13 protein-coding genes and 2 pseudogenes are annotated in these 15,911 nt (G+C 63.2%); 8 read left to right on the forward strand and 7 right to left on the reverse strand.

The genetic code is table 11. The features are described 5' to 3' along the window. Window positions 1-24: 24 nt before the first annotated feature. Genes SOM18_RS00045 through SOM18_RS00055 form a run of 3 tightly spaced genes read right to left on the reverse strand, consistent with a single transcriptional unit; the run spans window position 25 to window position 2,528 of the window. Window positions 25-1,269, reverse strand: a complete 1,245-nt coding sequence (locus SOM18_RS00045; RefSeq protein ID WP_320481122.1) for a S8 family peptidase — start codon at window positions 1,267-1,269, stop codon at window positions 25-27. Continuing rightward, window positions 1,266-1,928 (reverse strand): zf-HC2 domain-containing protein, encoded by a 663-nt coding sequence (locus SOM18_RS00050; RefSeq protein ID WP_042466996.1) that lies wholly within the window; start codon window positions 1,926-1,928, stop codon window positions 1,266-1,268. Before SOM18_RS00050 ends, SOM18_RS00045 begins: the two co-directional genes overlap by 4 nt. Before the next feature lie 9 nt (window positions 1,929-1,937). After that, window positions 1,938-2,528, reverse strand: a complete 591-nt coding sequence (locus tag SOM18_RS00055; protein ID WP_320481123.1) for an RNA polymerase sigma factor — start codon at window positions 2,526-2,528, stop codon at window positions 1,938-1,940. Between the two features lie 356 nt (window positions 2,529-2,884). On the opposite strand from SOM18_RS00055, the pseudogene SOM18_RS00060 reads away from it, so the two are divergent. From SOM18_RS00060 to SOM18_RS00070, 3 genes and pseudogenes are all read left to right on the forward strand, one after another. Then, window positions 2,885-3,468: pseudogene (locus tag SOM18_RS00060) on the forward strand (transposase); the annotation flags it as partial. 138 nt (window positions 3,469-3,606) lie between these two features. Then, entirely contained in the window at window positions 3,607-3,789 is a 183-nt protein-coding gene (locus tag SOM18_RS00065) for a transposase (RefSeq protein WP_235188348.1), read from the forward strand. Window positions 3,790-3,827: 38 nt separating this feature from the next. After that, window positions 3,828-4,142, forward strand: coding sequence for a hypothetical protein (locus SOM18_RS00070; protein WP_152555467.1), 315 nt, complete (start codon window positions 3,828-3,830; stop codon window positions 4,140-4,142). On the opposite strand, the pseudogene SOM18_RS00075 reads toward SOM18_RS00070, so the two are convergent. Next, window positions 4,124-4,293, reverse strand: a pseudogene (locus tag SOM18_RS00075) (IS3 family transposase); the annotation flags it as partial. The gene SOM18_RS00070 and the pseudogene SOM18_RS00075 overlap by 19 nt on opposite strands. Before the next feature lie 76 nt (window positions 4,294-4,369). Here SOM18_RS00075 and SOM18_RS00080 point away from each other — a divergent pair. Beyond that, window positions 4,370-6,082 (forward strand): methyl-accepting chemotaxis protein, encoded by a 1,713-nt coding sequence (locus SOM18_RS00080; protein WP_031440434.1) that lies wholly within the window; start codon window positions 4,370-4,372, stop codon window positions 6,080-6,082. 862 nt (window positions 6,083-6,944) lie between these two features. Further along, window positions 6,945-9,662: a TonB-dependent receptor gene (locus SOM18_RS00085; RefSeq protein WP_031440433.1), complete on the forward strand. Its 2,718-nt coding sequence runs from the start codon at window positions 6,945-6,947 to the stop codon at window positions 9,660-9,662. A gap of 273 nt (window positions 9,663-9,935) precedes the next feature. Here the strand turns inward: SOM18_RS00085 and SOM18_RS00090 are convergent, their stop codons facing one another. Beyond that, on the reverse strand, window positions 9,936-10,262 hold the full coding sequence (locus SOM18_RS00090) for a putative quinol monooxygenase (RefSeq protein WP_052380901.1): 327 nt from the start codon (window positions 10,260-10,262) through the stop codon (window positions 9,936-9,938). Between the two features lie 121 nt (window positions 10,263-10,383). On the opposite strand from SOM18_RS00090, the gene SOM18_RS00095 reads away from it, so the two are divergent. Continuing rightward, window positions 10,384-10,740: a winged helix-turn-helix transcriptional regulator gene (locus tag SOM18_RS00095; protein WP_031440431.1), complete on the forward strand. Its 357-nt coding sequence runs from the start codon at window positions 10,384-10,386 to the stop codon at window positions 10,738-10,740. A gap of 228 nt (window positions 10,741-10,968) precedes the next feature. On the opposite strand, the gene SOM18_RS00100 is transcribed toward SOM18_RS00095, so the two are convergent. Further along, window positions 10,969-11,292, reverse strand: a complete 324-nt coding sequence (locus SOM18_RS00100; RefSeq protein WP_320481124.1) for a hypothetical protein — start codon at window positions 11,290-11,292, stop codon at window positions 10,969-10,971. A 677-nt stretch (window positions 11,293-11,969) separates the two neighbouring features. Between SOM18_RS00100 and SOM18_RS00105 the strand changes: the two genes are divergently transcribed. After that, on the forward strand, window positions 11,970-12,536 hold the full coding sequence (locus SOM18_RS00105) for a hypothetical protein (RefSeq protein ID WP_031440429.1): 567 nt from the start codon (window positions 11,970-11,972) through the stop codon (window positions 12,534-12,536). A gap of 179 nt (window positions 12,537-12,715) precedes the next feature. On the opposite strand, the gene SOM18_RS00110 is transcribed toward SOM18_RS00105, so the two are convergent. Next, window positions 12,716-13,486: an SGNH/GDSL hydrolase family protein gene (locus SOM18_RS00110; protein WP_235188350.1), complete on the reverse strand. Its 771-nt coding sequence runs from the start codon at window positions 13,484-13,486 to the stop codon at window positions 12,716-12,718. A gap of 206 nt (window positions 13,487-13,692) precedes the next feature. On the opposite strand from SOM18_RS00110, the gene SOM18_RS00115 reads away from it, so the two are divergent. Further along, complete coding sequence (locus SOM18_RS00115; protein ID WP_320481125.1) at window positions 13,693-15,903, forward strand: hypothetical protein; 2,211 nt, start codon at window positions 13,693-13,695, stop codon at window positions 15,901-15,903. Window positions 15,904-15,911 lie beyond the last annotated feature (8 nt).

Below are 15,911 nucleotides of genomic sequence, written 5' to 3' on the forward strand. Positions count from 1 at the left end.
TGCAGACCGCGCGCGCGCCGCCGCCTAATTCGGCACGGAACAGCGCGCGCTGCCGGACCGCGCCAGGTGTTGGAGCGTGTCGCACGCATCAATGACGCCGCCGCCGCTGCGCGCGGACACAAAAGACTGGCCCGTCTTGCCGGGGCGCAATTCCTGCATGAGCGCCATCAGCCCGCTGACATGCGCGGCCGCATAAGAATTTCCACTGACCAGATACCATCGACCGCCCGGCTCCGTGGTCGGCACGTCCCGCCCGGGGGCAATGTAAACCCCGGTTCGCGTTCCCGCCACTCCATCGTCTGCGACCGCGACAACGCCGGGCAGCGCCGCCGGGAAGCCCGAGCCCGTCTCCGGATCGACCGCCGCGACGAACGCGACGCCGCGCGCGATGCCGACCTGGACGAGCCGGGCGAGCAGCTGATCGAACGGCCCTGTCAGGCTGAGATTGACGACGCGCGCCTTGCGCTCGATCGCGAAGGTCAGCGCCTTGGCGAGGCTCAGCGTGTCGCAGATCGTTCCTGCGGTGCCGCCGGGTTGCCAGCATGCGCGCAGCCCCATGAGGCGCGCACCAGGCGCAATACCCGCGATTCCGACCGCGTTGTTCGCCCGCGCGCCGATGATCCCTGCGACGCCGGTCCCATGGGTTTCTGCCCCCACGGTCGCGGCATCGGCGACAAAATCGCGATTGATCATCAATTGCCCGCGAAGATCGGGGTGGCCGGCATCGATCCCGCTGTCGATGATCGCCACCGTGATGCCGTTGCCGGTCGCCATCCGGTGGAGCGCCGCCAGCTGCCAGCCGCGCGTCGCGGGCTGCGCACGGAACAGGCGATCATTGTAAAGGGCCGGCGCTTGGCCCTGCGTCGCGTAGCGGTGGAGCGGCTGTGACCAGGCGACGCCTGAAAGGTGCGAAATCCGCTCGGCGGTTCCCTCGAGTGATCGGCCTTCGGGGACGATCATTACCATGCAGTCGATCCCAAGGATCGGCAGCGGCCAGCCGGTCTCCAGCCGCAACCCTTCCTTGCGCGCGATCCGCGCCGCCAGTCGGCGTCGCGCCTGTGCACTCGTCGGATCGCCGTAGCCGCCGCCATAGTCGGTGCCCGGGCGATAGTGCTCCGGGGCGAGCCTGAGCATCACCAGGATGCGGCGATCCGCCATCGCATCGGGGCTCGCCGATGGTGCGGCCGTCGCGCCTGCCGGGCTCTGCGCGCTCGTCATCGACGGGGTGGCCGTGATCGCGAGCGCGAGGAGCAGAAGCGCGCGATTCATTTTGCGGGCGCCTGTTCGATCGGTTCCGCCATCGTCACGTCCGCGTCGCGCCGCAGCCGTGCAAGCGCCGCGCCGCCCGGTACCGCAAGAACATAGGCGCCGGACGCGGTCGGCCCGTCGACCAGTCTCGCGCCGCTTGCCTGGAGCGCCCGACGGAACGCCGCCTCGCTCGCCTCGGGCCGAAACATCGCCAGCACGTTGCCGCTGCGTGTTGCACTTGCGTTGCCCAGCACATGATACGCGCCCGGCCGCCCATCGTATCGCTGCGTCAACGTCTGCGCGCCGAGCGCCAGCACGGCGACGAATTGCGCTGCGACTACCCAGCGTAGCGTCCGGGGGCGCATGACGGCGCGACGTACCGCGCGCAGCGGATCGCGCGTGCGGCGTCGCGGCACGTCCGTCGCGACCGGCACGCCGCCCGTCGCGTCGAGCCGCGCCGCCATCGCCGCCCAGCTATCGCCGGTTTCACCCGTATCCCGCGCCACCGCATCCGCCAGATGCCGCTCCTGCACCAGATCCGCGCGGCACGCACCGCACTCGGCGAGATGCTCGGCGACGAACGCGGTCTCCACGGCATCCAGCTGCCCGGTGACGTACCAGGGCAGCAGCAGGTGCACCTCGGCATGCCGGTCGGTGGGGAAGGGAAGGATCTGGGTCATTGTCCTGTTCTAGAGCCAGTCCGACAGATCGCCGGGAAGGCTTTGCTTGAGGTGGCGGCGGGCGTGAAACATCCGCGTCTTCACGGTATCGACGGGGCAATCCATGATTTCGGCAATCTCGCGGTAGCTGAAGTCCTGGTAATAGGTCAGGTTGACGACGGCACGGTGCGACACGGACAAGCCTTCGATGGCTTCGGCCAGCGCCAGCTTCACGCGGACCGCCCGGCTGTTCTCCTCGGGTGTCGCGGCGTCGCTGGCGAGTGCTTCCGAGCGGTCGTCATCGACCGGCTCGTCCAGCTTGCGCAGCGCCGCGAGGCCCTGGCGATAGGCAATTCCGAACATCCAGGTCGACAGCCGGCTCTCACCATTAAAGCCTCCGATCCGGTTCCACACGACCATCATGGTATCGTTCCGCACCTCCTCCACGAGATGCGGGCGGCGTAACAAATTGAGGAGGAAGCGTGACAATCGGGTGTCCCACGCGCGATAGAGCATCTCGAACGCCCGCCGATCGCGCGCACGGATGCGATCGATCAGCGCGGCCTCGCCGATACCGTGTCCGTCCTTGGCGCGCGGCGCCGCAGACCCGACCCCTGTCACTCCGGTCCTCCTGTTCGCCCGTTAGTGTCTGTCCGGCAGGAAATGGTTCAATCGCAACTTCGCATAGCGATACGATCAAGTCCTGGATGAGCGGTCCTCAGCGTTCACACGGGCCGATGCCTCGTTCACCTTGCCAGCAATCAGCGCGAGACGATAAGCCAATTCCGCTCACTCTCGCGAGCATGAACACGCGGCAGAAACGTTGCTCTTCGTGCCGGATCAGGACGGTCCGCGTCCGACCAGAAAGCGGCCGGTTGGCCCCTTACCCGACCGCCTGAACGAACGTCCACTTGCGACGATAGTCTCTCAAAAGCCACCGCCCGCTTACCACCGAGGCTGCGTAGAAACGTCTTGATATGCTATGCGTGGCGGCGTCATCTGGAGACGTCGGATGGGTCGGTTTCATCGAGGGGTGTGACCGCCGGGAGCAGCTTTTTCTACCGCTCTGCGTGGACGATGACGCTGCGGAAGACAGCACCGTGCGCATTGTCGATGCGTTCGTCGACGAACTGGATCTGGCGACGCTGGGGTTTGCCGGCGCCGCTGCGACGGGTCGGCCAGGCTATCATCCGGCGACGTTGCTCAAGCTCTACGTCTACGGCTATCTGAATCAGGTTCAGTCGAGCCGACGCCTGGAGCACAAGGCGGGCCGCAACGTCGAGCTGATGTGGCTGACGGGCAAGCTCGCACCGGATATCAAGACCATCGCCGACTTTCGGCGCGGACATGGGCTGCGATCCAGGCGGCCTGTCGCCGGTTCGTGCTGTTGTGTCGGCAGCTCGGCCTCATCGCGGGCGGCACGGTCGCGGTGGACGGGAGCCGCTCTCGCGCGGTGAATGCGCGCGACCGTAATTTCACGCCGGTCACGATCCGGCGCCGGATAGAGCAGGTCGATGCCAGCATCCAGCGCTACCTCGGCATGCTTGACACCGCGGGAAAGCTTCGCGGCTGTCGTCATTTCTTGGCAAATGCGACGAGGTCGGATCTGCTCCCAAAAATCATACCCTTGGTAAATTTGCTCGTCAGATGGAGACGAGTGATGCGGCGAGGCCGATTTACCGGGGATTAGATCACTGGCGTGCTGCGCGAGTATGAGGCCGGCGTGAAAACCGCCGAGTTGTGCCGGAAGCACGGGATTAGTGACGCGACGTTCTACAACTGGAAGGCGAAACACGGCGGGATGACCGTGTCGGAGGCGGCGCGGTTGCGGGCGCTCGAGGACAAGAACCGTCGGCTGAAGGATCTGCTGGAAATAAACTGATCCGGTCTGCGAAGCGCTACGCTGCAGTGGAGGAGCTGATGGCTGACCACGGTTTCTCCGAGGGGCGTGCCTGCGGGCTTATCGGGGTCAATCGGTCGGCATGGCATTATGAGCCGCTTCGCGGGCAGGACGATGCTGCCCGCGTCCGGATGCGCGAGATCGCGAACGAGCGTCGTTGGTTCGGCTACCGGCGGCTGGCGATCCCGCTCAGGCGCGAGAGGAGAGGCATGAACCTGAAGAACGTGTATCGGTTGTATCGCGACGAGCAGGTGACGGTGCGCAAGCGTAGCGGCCTCGAGCGCGCGCTTGGGACGCGACCGCCGGTCGCCTTCATCCCCCGGCACGAGCGATAGCGCATTCTCGTGCGATCCGCTTCGACGACAGCATACGCCCGCCGCTCGCTCATCCCCAGCACCGTCCGGAGATGCGCGACTGCTTGCTGCTTCACTGCAGGCGTCACCGTTTTTTTGACAACAGGTCTTTCAGACCTGCGTTGTTCAGCATCTGTCACACAGGATTAAGATGCGCGCCGTAGCGGCCGCCTATGACAAATCGAACGTTAAGACTCTGGTCGCGGAGCATGGTCGCACGGCTGATGGTACCCGTCGCCATCATGCTGGGGCTGGTGTGCCTGCTGGGCCTGATCGGGCACGGTACCAGAGACCGTGTTCAGACGGCGCGCGATGCGGCGAATGCCGGCCAGACCGTTCGGATCAACCTGATCGAGGTGCGGTCGATCAGTCGCTCGTTGCAGCGTGACGCGCTGAACCTACTGCTCGAACGCGATCCTCGCGCACTTGCGATTATCCATCGGAAATTCGCGAAACGGTCAAACCAGATGCGGACGCAGCTTGCCCAGCTGGTGCGAAACCCCATCGCAGGGTTGAGTGCACGGAGCCCATATATCGCCAGTCAGATCATCGTATTACGTCAGTTGGCGATCATGGCTAACAACGCCACGAGGAATCGCCAGGATCGGGCTTGGACCGTCTTTCGCGATGACGTCCGTCCCAACGAGCGGATGGCATCCAAGATCGCCGATACCCTCATCGCGTCCCAGGAAGTCGAGGTCGAGCGTCTGTTCCGCAACGCCCATGATCTGGAGCGGCAAGAGGTCGCAATCAGTGTCGCGGCAGGCATCATCCTGTTCGCACTAGCCGCTTACGGCACGGTGGTGATCGTCCAACGGACCATTGTCCGCCCGTTGCTGGACATCGAACACACATTGGCGGTGATCGCTGGAGGGAATGCAGAAGGTCGCACGCCGCATGCAGAACGAACCGATGAGATCGGTCGGATGTCACGCGCGATCGAAGTCTTTCGCGCCTCGGTCGTGGAGCGCGGACGGTTGGAAGCCGATAATGGCCGGCAGCGGTTGGCGGAGGTTCAGCGCGAACGTCAAATCGAGGATGCGCGGCGCACGGCAGAGACCGCCGAGGCGGAACGTGACCGCATCGTCCGACAGGCCGCAACCACGTTGGAAGGCGAGATAGCGAACGTGCTTGCCGAGCTTCGCGGAGCAGCCGGACAATTGTCCACGACATCGGGCGAACTCGAGGATCATTCGACCGACGCGACGCGCGAGCTTGGTAGTGTCGGCGTAGCCGTCAGGCGAGCGATCGACGGAGCGACGGATATTGCCGCGGCAACGAACCAGTTTATGGGCGCGATAAGTCTGTCCAGTCAGAGTACACGTCTGTCTGCCGATCTCAGCGCAGAGGCCGCGGACTGCGCAGCCCGGCTCGCACAGGATATGACCGACGTCCAGAATGACGCCCGTGCAATTGGTGCCATCGTCGGAGTCATCAGGACCATTGCTGCACGAACCAAGCTCCTCGCACTGAACGCCGCCATGGAGGCGGCCCGTGTCGGCGAGGCCGGAAAGGGGTTTGCCGTCGTTGCCGACGCCGTGAAATCATTGGCCGCGCAGACCGCGGACGCTACGGGCGAGATTGAGGAGCAGATAGCTGGCATGCAACGCGGCACCGGGGCAGCCTATGCCGGCCTGTTGCATATCCGCGCAATGGTCGAGGACATGGCTCGCGGTACCAATGATCTCGCGTCGAGCATCGGCGAACAGGCGCAGAGCGGCCAGGCCATCAGCCGGAACGTGGATGGAACCGCGACAGACCTGGATCTGATCGGGCGTCTGGTGACGCATGTATCCGTCGCGACGCAAAGCACGACGGGAATGGCAGCCAAGGTCCGCATGGACTCACGGCTGGTCGCAAACGGTGCATCGTCAATCGACGCCGCCCTGTTGCGCTTCTTCGAGACGCTGCACGCAACGTGAGGCTACGCGCCGTCGATCCGGAGCATCGCACGGGCGCGGTTCAGCGTAGACCGCTGCCCTCCAACGCGAGGACCGCGGCCCGCATTGCTACGATGCGATCGGCAGCCGTGGGCGAAAGCTCGCCCCAGGAAAATGCCGAACGGTCACGCGCGCCTTCGCGCCACATCCGCGCAGCGACATTGTCCAGATCCGCAGCGGTCGGGGACCGGCCCGTCGACATGCAATCGACGATTTGATGGGGAACGAGCGAGGTAGCGCTGGACATCGGGAATACCTTCCACGGCAAGCGCTTTCCCTAGCTGCGTTTGATGGCACCAGAATGACAGGCACGGTGTTTTCAGACACCTAGCGATATGGAAATGCTTTCCGGAGCTTCGGGCCCTGACGCGGAAATCACGTCCAGCCATTGGCCGTGCTGATCCGAATATATGCCACAGCCATCGACGTGACGATCAAGTCATGCCGCATCGTAACATGCACGTCACAAGTTTACCGCATTCAGCCTGGAGCCGGATGCGGAAATTGGGGGCGCGATGTTTTAGATCTTGGCTGGTTGCTGGCGTCCGTCATTTTGACAAGCCGATGTAAGCGATAAAGTCGGGCGACGCGTACGCTTGCTGCTGCAACGCGACGGCATGAAGAATTGTCTGGTCTGCCCGATCAATAGTCGTCGCGTGCGCTAGAGCCAACGTATCACCGCAGGCGGACTGCCGTTCCATTAAATGAAATCTGTCATGATCTCGAACGCAACACGTTCGGGGCGCGAAGTCGCACGTCCAGCGACCACCTCGCGAGGTGTCACTGGCATATCAGCACCGGGGGAAACCGAACAATGATCCGTAGTTTGAAGGATGTCGACCGCATGACGTCCCTGCTCCTGGGAGCCGCGACCGCAGCACTGTCCGTGGCACCGGCCGCTGCCCAAACCGTAGCGGCGCCCGTCAGTCAGGCCGAGACGGGCGACGAGATCCTCGTCTCGGGGTATCGCCGCAGCCTCGAAGAAGCGATCGACATGAAGCGCAACACGATCGGCTTTTCGGACTCGATCATCGCCACCGATATCGCCGACTTCCCCGAGCAGAATCTCTCCGAAGCGCTGCAGCGCGTGCCCGGCGTGACGATCGAACGCGAACGCGGCCTCGGCACGCGCGTCAACGTCCGCGGCCTGCCGAGCGAATTCACCTTCGTGTCCATCAACAAGCTGGCGACCGCCTCGGGCTCGGGCGGCCGCGACGTCGAGTTCGACATCTTCGCGTCCGAACTGATCCAGTCGGTCACCGTGCAGAAGTCGCCGGTGGCGGCGGACGAGGAGGGCGGCATCGCCGGCTCCGTGCTGATCCGAACCGCGCGGCCGTTCGACAACCCCGGGCTTCGCGTGGTCGGCAGCGTTGATGGCGCGTATAATTCGATCTCCGAAAAGATCGATCCCAACTTCTCGTTTCTCGCCAGCAAGACCTTTGGCGATTTCGGCGTGCTCGTTTCGGTCGCCAAGCAGCAGCGCACAAACCGCACCGATTCCAACTCGGGCATCAACTTCCGCCCGATCGCGCGCTGGACCGATCGCGCCAACACCGTCTACCGCAACCAGGCGATCGCCGTATTGCAGCGCGACGCTGGCGTGACGTTCACCGAAGCCAACAAGAACAAAATCGTCTTCCTCGATAAGGTCGGCGACCGCGTCTACCAGAACGATCAGGACCGGCTCGGCCTGTCGGGCTCGGTGCAGTACAAGCCGAGTGACGATTTCAGCCTGGCATTCGACGCCTTTCTCGGATCATACGACACGACCGAGGACGAATATGACGCTGCCGGCTATTCGGCATCGAGCAATTCGACGCTCGAGACGATCCACGAATTTGATGCCAAGACGCTCGCCGATAGCGGCATCGTCGTGCTGCGCGACGTCTCCTACACCAACACGCAGCATGAATTCCTGAGCAAGGAATATATCAACGAGACCGACTATCGTCAGTTCGGCGGGGAGATGAACTGGACGACGGGCAATTGGAAGATCAATGCGCTGGGTGGCTATTCCGGCGCCAGAAAGACGCTCGACTATGCGAATCTGAAGCACGTCGCCTACGCGCCCTCGCGCACGCGCTATACCGAGAATGGCGGCGAAACGATTCAGAGCGCCAATCCGAAGACGATCGACATGTACGATGCGCCGAATTCGTATCTGTTCGAAGCCTATGAGACCACGCGCGAACAGATCAAGGACGACAAATATGCCGCTCAGATCGATCTGAGCTATCAGTTCGACTCGTCGGTGCTCAAGCGCTTCAAATTTGGTGGTCGCTACACCGACAAGACCAACGAGCGTCAATATGGCGAGGAGAAGATCCAGGGTCCGACCCGCGGCAGCACCGCCTATGTTAACACCCGCAAGCTGGGCGACAGCCCGCTCGAGACCGTCACCGACATCGTTGGCGGGAAGAACTACCAGGCACGCGACCTGAGCTGGGCGCAGGTCTCGAACGCCTATGCGCGCGACTTCTTCCGGCCCGACGGGTTCGTCACGCCGTTCAGCGATGCGAACTATTACAAGGTCAAGGAAGAGACGATCGCCGGCTATGCGATGGTCGATTTCGAATTCGACGTGGCCGTGCCGCTGTTTGTCAATCTGGGTGGCCGCTATCTGCGCACTACGATCAATTCGGAAGGGTTTCAGCAGGTCCAGAACCCGAGCGGCTCGATCGGCCTGACCCCCGCGCCGGTGTCCAGCGACGGCAAATATGAGAAATTCCTGCCCTCGTTCAACGCGCATGCCGAGCTGACCGACAGCCTGTTCCTGCGCGCTGCCGCGTCGAAGACGCTGATCCGCCCGGCGTTGACCGATCTGGCGTACAAGCGGATCGCGAGCATCGGCAATTTCCGGTACACCGATGGCAATCCCGGCCTGAAGCCTACGCTTGCCGATCAGTGGGAAGTCGGCCTCGAGCAATATCTCCCGCGCGGCGGTATTCTGGCGGCGTCCTATTTCTGGAAGAAGATCAAGGGCGTGGTGCAGAGCCAGCTGACCGGCGAGGTACCCGGCGTGACGGTCTACAACGCCAACGGCACGGTCAACGGCGTCTATGACTTCGACGTCTACCAGCCCGTCAACGCCAAGGGCGCGTACAAGGTTAGCGGCGTCGAGGTGAACGCGGTGATCCCGTTCGGCATGATTGCGGACTGGGCGGACGGCTTCGGCGTCAACGCCAACGCCACCTTCCTCGACAGTTCGCTGACGGGTCAGTCCGACCTCGGCATCGATACCTCGCCGATCGGCCTTGCCGACAAGACCTACAATGCCACGGTCTTCTACGACAAGGGACCGCTGTCGCTGCGCGTCTCGTACAACCGCAAGGGTGCCTATGTAGAGCGGATCGAGCGAAACATGTATCCGGTCTACCGCGATGCCTATGGCCAGTTCGACGTCGCCGCCAGCTATCAAGTGACGCGCAACGTCCGTGTCGAGCTGCAGGGCATCAATGTCGGGAATGCGAAGACCACCGGCTACACGATGGATCCGTCCTTTCCGGCGATCTACGAATCCTCGGGCAGCCGCATCAGCCTAGGTATCCGCGGGCAGTTCTGATCCCCGGCAGGCCTCGCCGTGGGGGCGGGGCCTGCCGCGTAATCTCGTTGTGGAGCATCCCCAAGTCTCGCGTAGCACCCTTGCCGCTCTCGCTCGACGCCAGCAACAGGACGGCACTCGCGACAAGTTCAAGCCGCCCCAGGCGCCGGAGTGGAACGCCTGTGATCAGCTCTTCGTCAGCTCCCGGCGTTGCGTCAAAATAGTACCGAATAAGACGTGTTTCAGTGCCTCCCGGACGAGACGACGTTCACGCGGATGCCGCGTTCTTTCAGCTCAGGACGGCATATCAAGCACCGCTCTGCCCGAAATCGAATAGGCTTCCGCCTGACGGTCGATGATGTCGAGTTTCCCGGCTTCTTCGAATACCGCTTTGAAATCGGGCGTGGAAAGGTGCGCGTTCAACGCCGCCTGGTCTCGCCAGGCTTCAATGAGGCGGAACGAGCCGGCGGAACCTACTTCCTCCGTAACGTCGAGAAATACACAGCCGTCCCGCAGCCTGGCTGCGCTCCCCATGCGCGAAGCGATGTCCCGGAACGCCTCCACGTCGCTGAGCTGGATGCGATATGTTGCATAGATCAGGATGGTCGGGGTGTCGGTCATGTCCAAGCTCCATCGTGGCGACGGAAAAGACGATCGATCCCGTCGCGCACGTTTCCGGGATATGGACCGGCACTGGTACTGCGGGTAGAACCTACCTAAAGGTAAGTGTCAAAGAGGCTTGATGAACGTTCCCCGATCTGACCCTGCAAGTGACTGTGGCCTCGATGTCGCGCTGGCCATCATGGGCGGCAAATGGAAGCCGCTGATCCTGTATCATCTCCGCTCGGGCCCGAGGCGGTTCGGCGATCTCAAGCGGGCGGTTGCCGGCATCAGTGAAAAGGTGCTGATCCAGCAGTTGCGTGAACTCGTTTCGGCAGGCGTAGTGGTTCGTCACGATTATGCAGAGGTGCCGCCCAAGGTCGATTACACCGTCACGCCGTTCGGCACGACGCTGATCGAGGCTCTGCTGCCCCTGTGCGAGTGGGGCGTAAGGAACCGCACCCGCGCTTCGGCCATCATGACTTCGAGGGCGAGCTAGAGAGCCGTTAACTGCGCCTCGTTGCTAAGGCTTTCTCAATATTGTATCTTTTTTGAAGAGGCATCGCCGCGATGTCGGCTATTGCCGGCCGCCGTCCCGAAAGCCACCGTTCCACTGTCCTCCCTCGGCGAACATCAGACTAACGTACAGCAAGGCGAGGCTGCTGATGGCCTGACATGTTTGCGGTCAGGCGCCCGGCGACGATCCTGGTAGCTGCCGTTTGAAATGCTATTCTCCTCGCGCGTCCAAAACGCGCTCATGCCAAATCGCAGCTAAGGTTGCCGTGTGCAGCAGCGCGATGGCCAGGTTGCTCTTTACCACCGGATTGCGCCAACCGACCGCCGGTATGGTCATCAGCTTGTAGGCGATCTGCATCGGAAACAAGACGCCGGCGATGGCGATCGACAACGTCGTATTGCCCGAAGCCTGGCCGATCAGCGCGACGGCGCTGGCCATTGCGATGGTCGCGTAAAGGCATGCAAGGATACGTCGTGCAGCACTGTCGACTCCGTAGCACGCCGTCATCGCCGGCACGTCGCGCGCGATCAACACTGGAATGACCGTCACAACGATAACATTCACGAGATGAGATAGGTCAACAAGACCATGGCTTCATCCGATCAGAAGCTGGCGCATGGTGAATATATGCATCCGATGCGTACCGGTCCAGCAAGGGCGCGGCTTATGGACCCGACAACAGACACGCCTGATCGGAATTGATCAACGAGGCGCTAAATCCGATCTATAAAATATCCTTGCGAGTTAGCTAAGCTTCGAGTTCGTTAAGTATCTATAGGCCGATGTTTTTCAATCAACGATATCCCGGTTTAGCGTCCTTAGTCCGTAAGGTAGTCAGAAAAGTAGATGACCTAAAAAGTGAACAATTTTTGCTTTACCGCCGTCAGACGAGCTCATTTAAACCGGACATTGCCGACGCAAGAAACGCGAGATAGATTCTGGCCATGTGGACATTGTTCCCTTGAAATATTGTGGCGCGGGGCATCCAGGCTTTCCGCTGCGGGCCTTCCAGGTGCGCTTCGGATTACCGGACCAGTCGGGAAGCTCTCCCGCCGTATGAGGCGGAACGGGGGCGGCTGGGGGGCAACTGACTCAAAGGATATAGATTGTTGGTGCGAACTTCCTAACTTAAGTCTACGAAAGCTACCATCAACGGCGTCCCGTTGGCTGAGAGACGCTGGAGTGCTCCCGCTTATCTGGGGGAGTGACCAATGTTCCGTTTCGATCTGGAGCCTGCGATACCGCTTCTGACGGTCATCCAGAAAGGCGTTTGGACAGCCGCGACGGTGGCGACGTTTGAGCCGGCATTTCGGCAAGAGCTGAAACGGCTTCTGGTCTCGGGGCGGCCGACATCGCTGATTATCGAAATCAGAGCCACGGTGCCCAGGGATCTGCTTGTCACCAAGGCGCTGCGCGCAATGGTTGCGCGACTTGGACATCTCAACGCGGATAGAACCGCCGTGGTGTCGTCGTTGGGATTTGCAGATTTGCAAGCCGGACGCATTCCCGACCCAAATACACGGATTTTTACGTCGATCGTTCAGGCAAGGGATTGGGTGACGAACAAGCCCGGGGAAAGCCTCAGTATGACGTCAGGCAACGAGCCGAGCGATGCTAGCCCAGAAGGGTCTGTGGTCCATGTACGCGGCCCTGCAGACGTGGACTTTGTGCTTACCCCAGCCGCCGCGCTCGAAACGGCTAGGCGTATCAGCGATGCAGCGGTGGAAGTGCTTCTCGAAACCGCGAGCGCGACGGCTCAGCGCGTCATTCCGATGTAAGCAGTTCCAAAGCCCGGACGCCTGATTTGGTGCCAGCACTGGAGTGACGCTGAGGATGGAAAGCCTCTGCATCGCATCATTGCTTGATCATGACACGCGCACTTGGCGCCACCGGCCGGAGGTTCGCCACGGTGAACCTCAGGCCGTGTTGTGTGCGCTGGGACCGGAAATTCCCAATGTCACCCGCCGAGCGCTTTGGCGATCGCCGCGGTCGCGAGGGGGCGCATGACGGCATAGCCTTGCGGGGTCGGGTGGACGCCGTCGGTTGCGTAGCCGGGCTTCATCGCCCCCGCCGGCGTCGAGAGTGCGGCGTGATAATCGACATAGGTGAAGCCATTGGCTTTGGCATAGCCGCGCAGCCAGTCGTTGAGCGCGGCGATCTGCGGGACCGGGCGTTTGTCGGGGCTCCAGGGAAAGGCGGCGGCGGGGGGAACCGAGGCGAGGATCACCTTGATCCCGTGCGCGCGCGCGAGTTCGGCCATGCTCCGGATATTGCCTTCGACGGTCTCTATCGTTGCGGCACCGGTGTTGCCGGCGATGTCGTTGGTCCCGGCCATGATGTGGACTGCCCGCGGTTTGAGCGCGATGACATCGCTGCGGAACCGGACGAGCATCTGCGGGGTCGTCTGCCCGCTGATCCCGCGATCGACCACGCCGTTCGAGAACAATGCCGCGTCGGCATGGATCCAGTTGTCGGTGATCGAATCGCCCATGAACACGACGCGGACCGTCTTGCCGGCGAGCGCGCGATTATCCGCCGCGTAACGGCACAACTGGCCAAAGTCGCGGGTCAGCATATGCCGTTTCCACGCTGCCCAGCCGGCTGCATCGGCCGGTGCTGGATGTTGCGGGCAGGGGTCGGCGACGATACCCACCGGATCGCTGGCATAGGGCGTGTCTGCGTCACTCGTCTGCGCGACGACGGAGATCGGCAACACGCCAAGTATCATTGGCAAGAGCCAGTGTTTCATCGCCATGCGGTGGATCCTTTCCTGTGTCCTGCGGCGCCCTCGACCGACGCGATTATATAATCACCGCAATTTATCATACAAACCTTGTTACCGCTATCGGATCAGGCAATACAGCGACGCTACGCGACCGGAGCTTATCGGTTGCGAGGCTAGAGGGGACGGAACTGGTGGGGAAGAGGGTGGTCTTGACGAGCGCGATCGCGTTGCTCGCCCTGTCGGCGCATCCCCGTCCCGCAGCGTCGCACGCCGAGGTTTCTCCGGCTCGTGCGCCCTATGCGTGGCGCAACGTCCGGGTCGGTGGCGGCGGCTTCGCGCCCGGCATCATCTTCAGCACCGTCGAGCGTGGGCTCGCCTATCTGCGTACCGACATGGGCGGCGCCTATCGCTGGGACGCGGCCGCGCGTGCCTGGCTGCCGTTGCAGGACGGCAATGCCGTCAGCAGCTATATGGGGATCGAGAGCATTGCCGCGGATCCGGTCGATGCGGATGTCGTGTATCTCGCGGCGGGCATGTCGGCGCGGGGCGAAGCGGCGATCTGGCGATCGGACGACCGTGGCGCGCGGTGGCGGATCACGCCGGTACCGTTCGCGATGGGCGGCAACGAGGATGGCCGCGGCCTTGGCGAACGGCTTGCGATCGACCCGCATCGCCCGGCGACGCTGATGTTCGGGTCACGCCATGACGGCCTGTCGCGAAGCGACGATTCGGGTGCGCATTGGCGAAAGGTCGACAGCTTTCCGGTTGGGGGGCTCGGCAAACCGGTACAGCCCCGCGCAACGCATGGCGGGCTGAGTTTCGTCCTGTTCGATCGCGCGCATCGCGGGCGGATCTTCGTCGGCCAGGCGGACCCCGGCGCGCATCTGTTCCGGTCCGATGACGGTGGTGCGTCGTGGCGCACCGTGTCCGGAGGGCCTGATGACAGCATGCGCGCGGTGAAGGCCGTGCTCGGCGCGGACGGCGTCCTGACGATGACGTTTTCCAACGCGATCGGGCCGAACGGGATCACGCGAGGCGGTGTCTGGCGATATGATCCCGCGACCAATGCGTGGACGGACGTGACCCCCGACAAGCGCCCGGATGCGCCGGCGGGAGGCTATATGGGCGTGGCGGTGTCGGCGCAGGATCCGCGCGTCATCGCCGTCAGTACCGTCAATCGCTATCGCCCCGTCGACACCGTCTGGCGATCGAGCGACGCGGGTGCGCATTGGGACCAGCTCTACCAGCGCAGCACGCGCGATGTGACGCAGACCCCGTTCCTTGCGTTCGATGGCCCGGCGGATTTCGGGCACTGGATCGCCGGGCTTGCGATCGATCCGTTCGACCCGGGCCACGCCGCCTATGTGACCGGCGCGACGCTGTACGAGACACGCGCTTTCGACCGACCCGGTGCCATGCCGTGGAAGCCCTGGACACGGGGTATCGAGCAGACCGCGATCATCACGCTGATCAGCCCGACGGGGGGCGCACCGTTGATCTCGGGGTTCGGCGATATTGCGGGATTCCGTCACGACGATCTGACGGTTTCACCGCCCAACAGCCACCGTAACCCCTATCTGACCAACACCAACACGCTCGATTATGCGGGACTGGCGCCGGCGGTGGTCGTCCGCAGTGGCAGCAGCCATAGTCGCGAGGTCGCGGGCGCGAGCCTGGCCTGGTCGCAGGATGGGGCCCGGAGCTGGCGACCCCTCGTCACGCCCGGCAGGGGCGCGTCCGAACGGACCGGCGATGCGCCGATCATCGTCTCGGCAGACGGTGCGGCGTTTATCGTCGAGACCGAACATCCAGTCCTGACCCGCGATCGCGGGCAGACCTGGGTCCGGATCCAGGGTCTTCCGGCGGGGCATCGGCCGGTCGCCGACAAGGTCGACCCATCCCGCTTCTACGTCGTCGACACGCTGAACAACCGCGTGTTGCGCAGCACGGACGGCGGCGCGCATTTCACGCCCGTCGCTGCACAGGGCCTCCCCGCTGACCTTTCGAGCGCGCAGGGCCGCAACCGGGAGGCGCAGAGTCCGCTGCTAGCGACGCCGGGCACGGCGGGCCTGCTGTGGCTCAACCTTGGCGGCGACCTGTATCGCTCGGTCGATGGCGGCGTGCATTGGGCGCGGGTCGGGGCAGGGTTGCGCGTCGCGCAATTCGGTCTGGGCAAGGCGGCAGCCGGCGCCCGCTGGCCGGCACTTTACGCGATCGGCCAGCAGGCCGGACAGGATGCGGTGTGGCGATCGATTGATGGGGCGACGACGTGGCATCGGATCAACGACGACCGGCATCAATGGGGACTGCGCTTTCGCGTGATCAGCGGCGATCCGCGGATCTTTGGCCGCGTCTATATCGGCACCGACGGCCGCGGCGTCGTCTATGGCGATCCGGTCGCCCGGAACAAGAAGAGCTGAGGGGATGA

Source organism: Sphingomonas sp. CFBP9019 (assembly GCF_034045155.1).
In the GTDB taxonomy this organism is placed as follows: domain Bacteria; phylum Pseudomonadota; class Alphaproteobacteria; order Sphingomonadales; family Sphingomonadaceae; genus Sphingomonas; species Sphingomonas aerolata.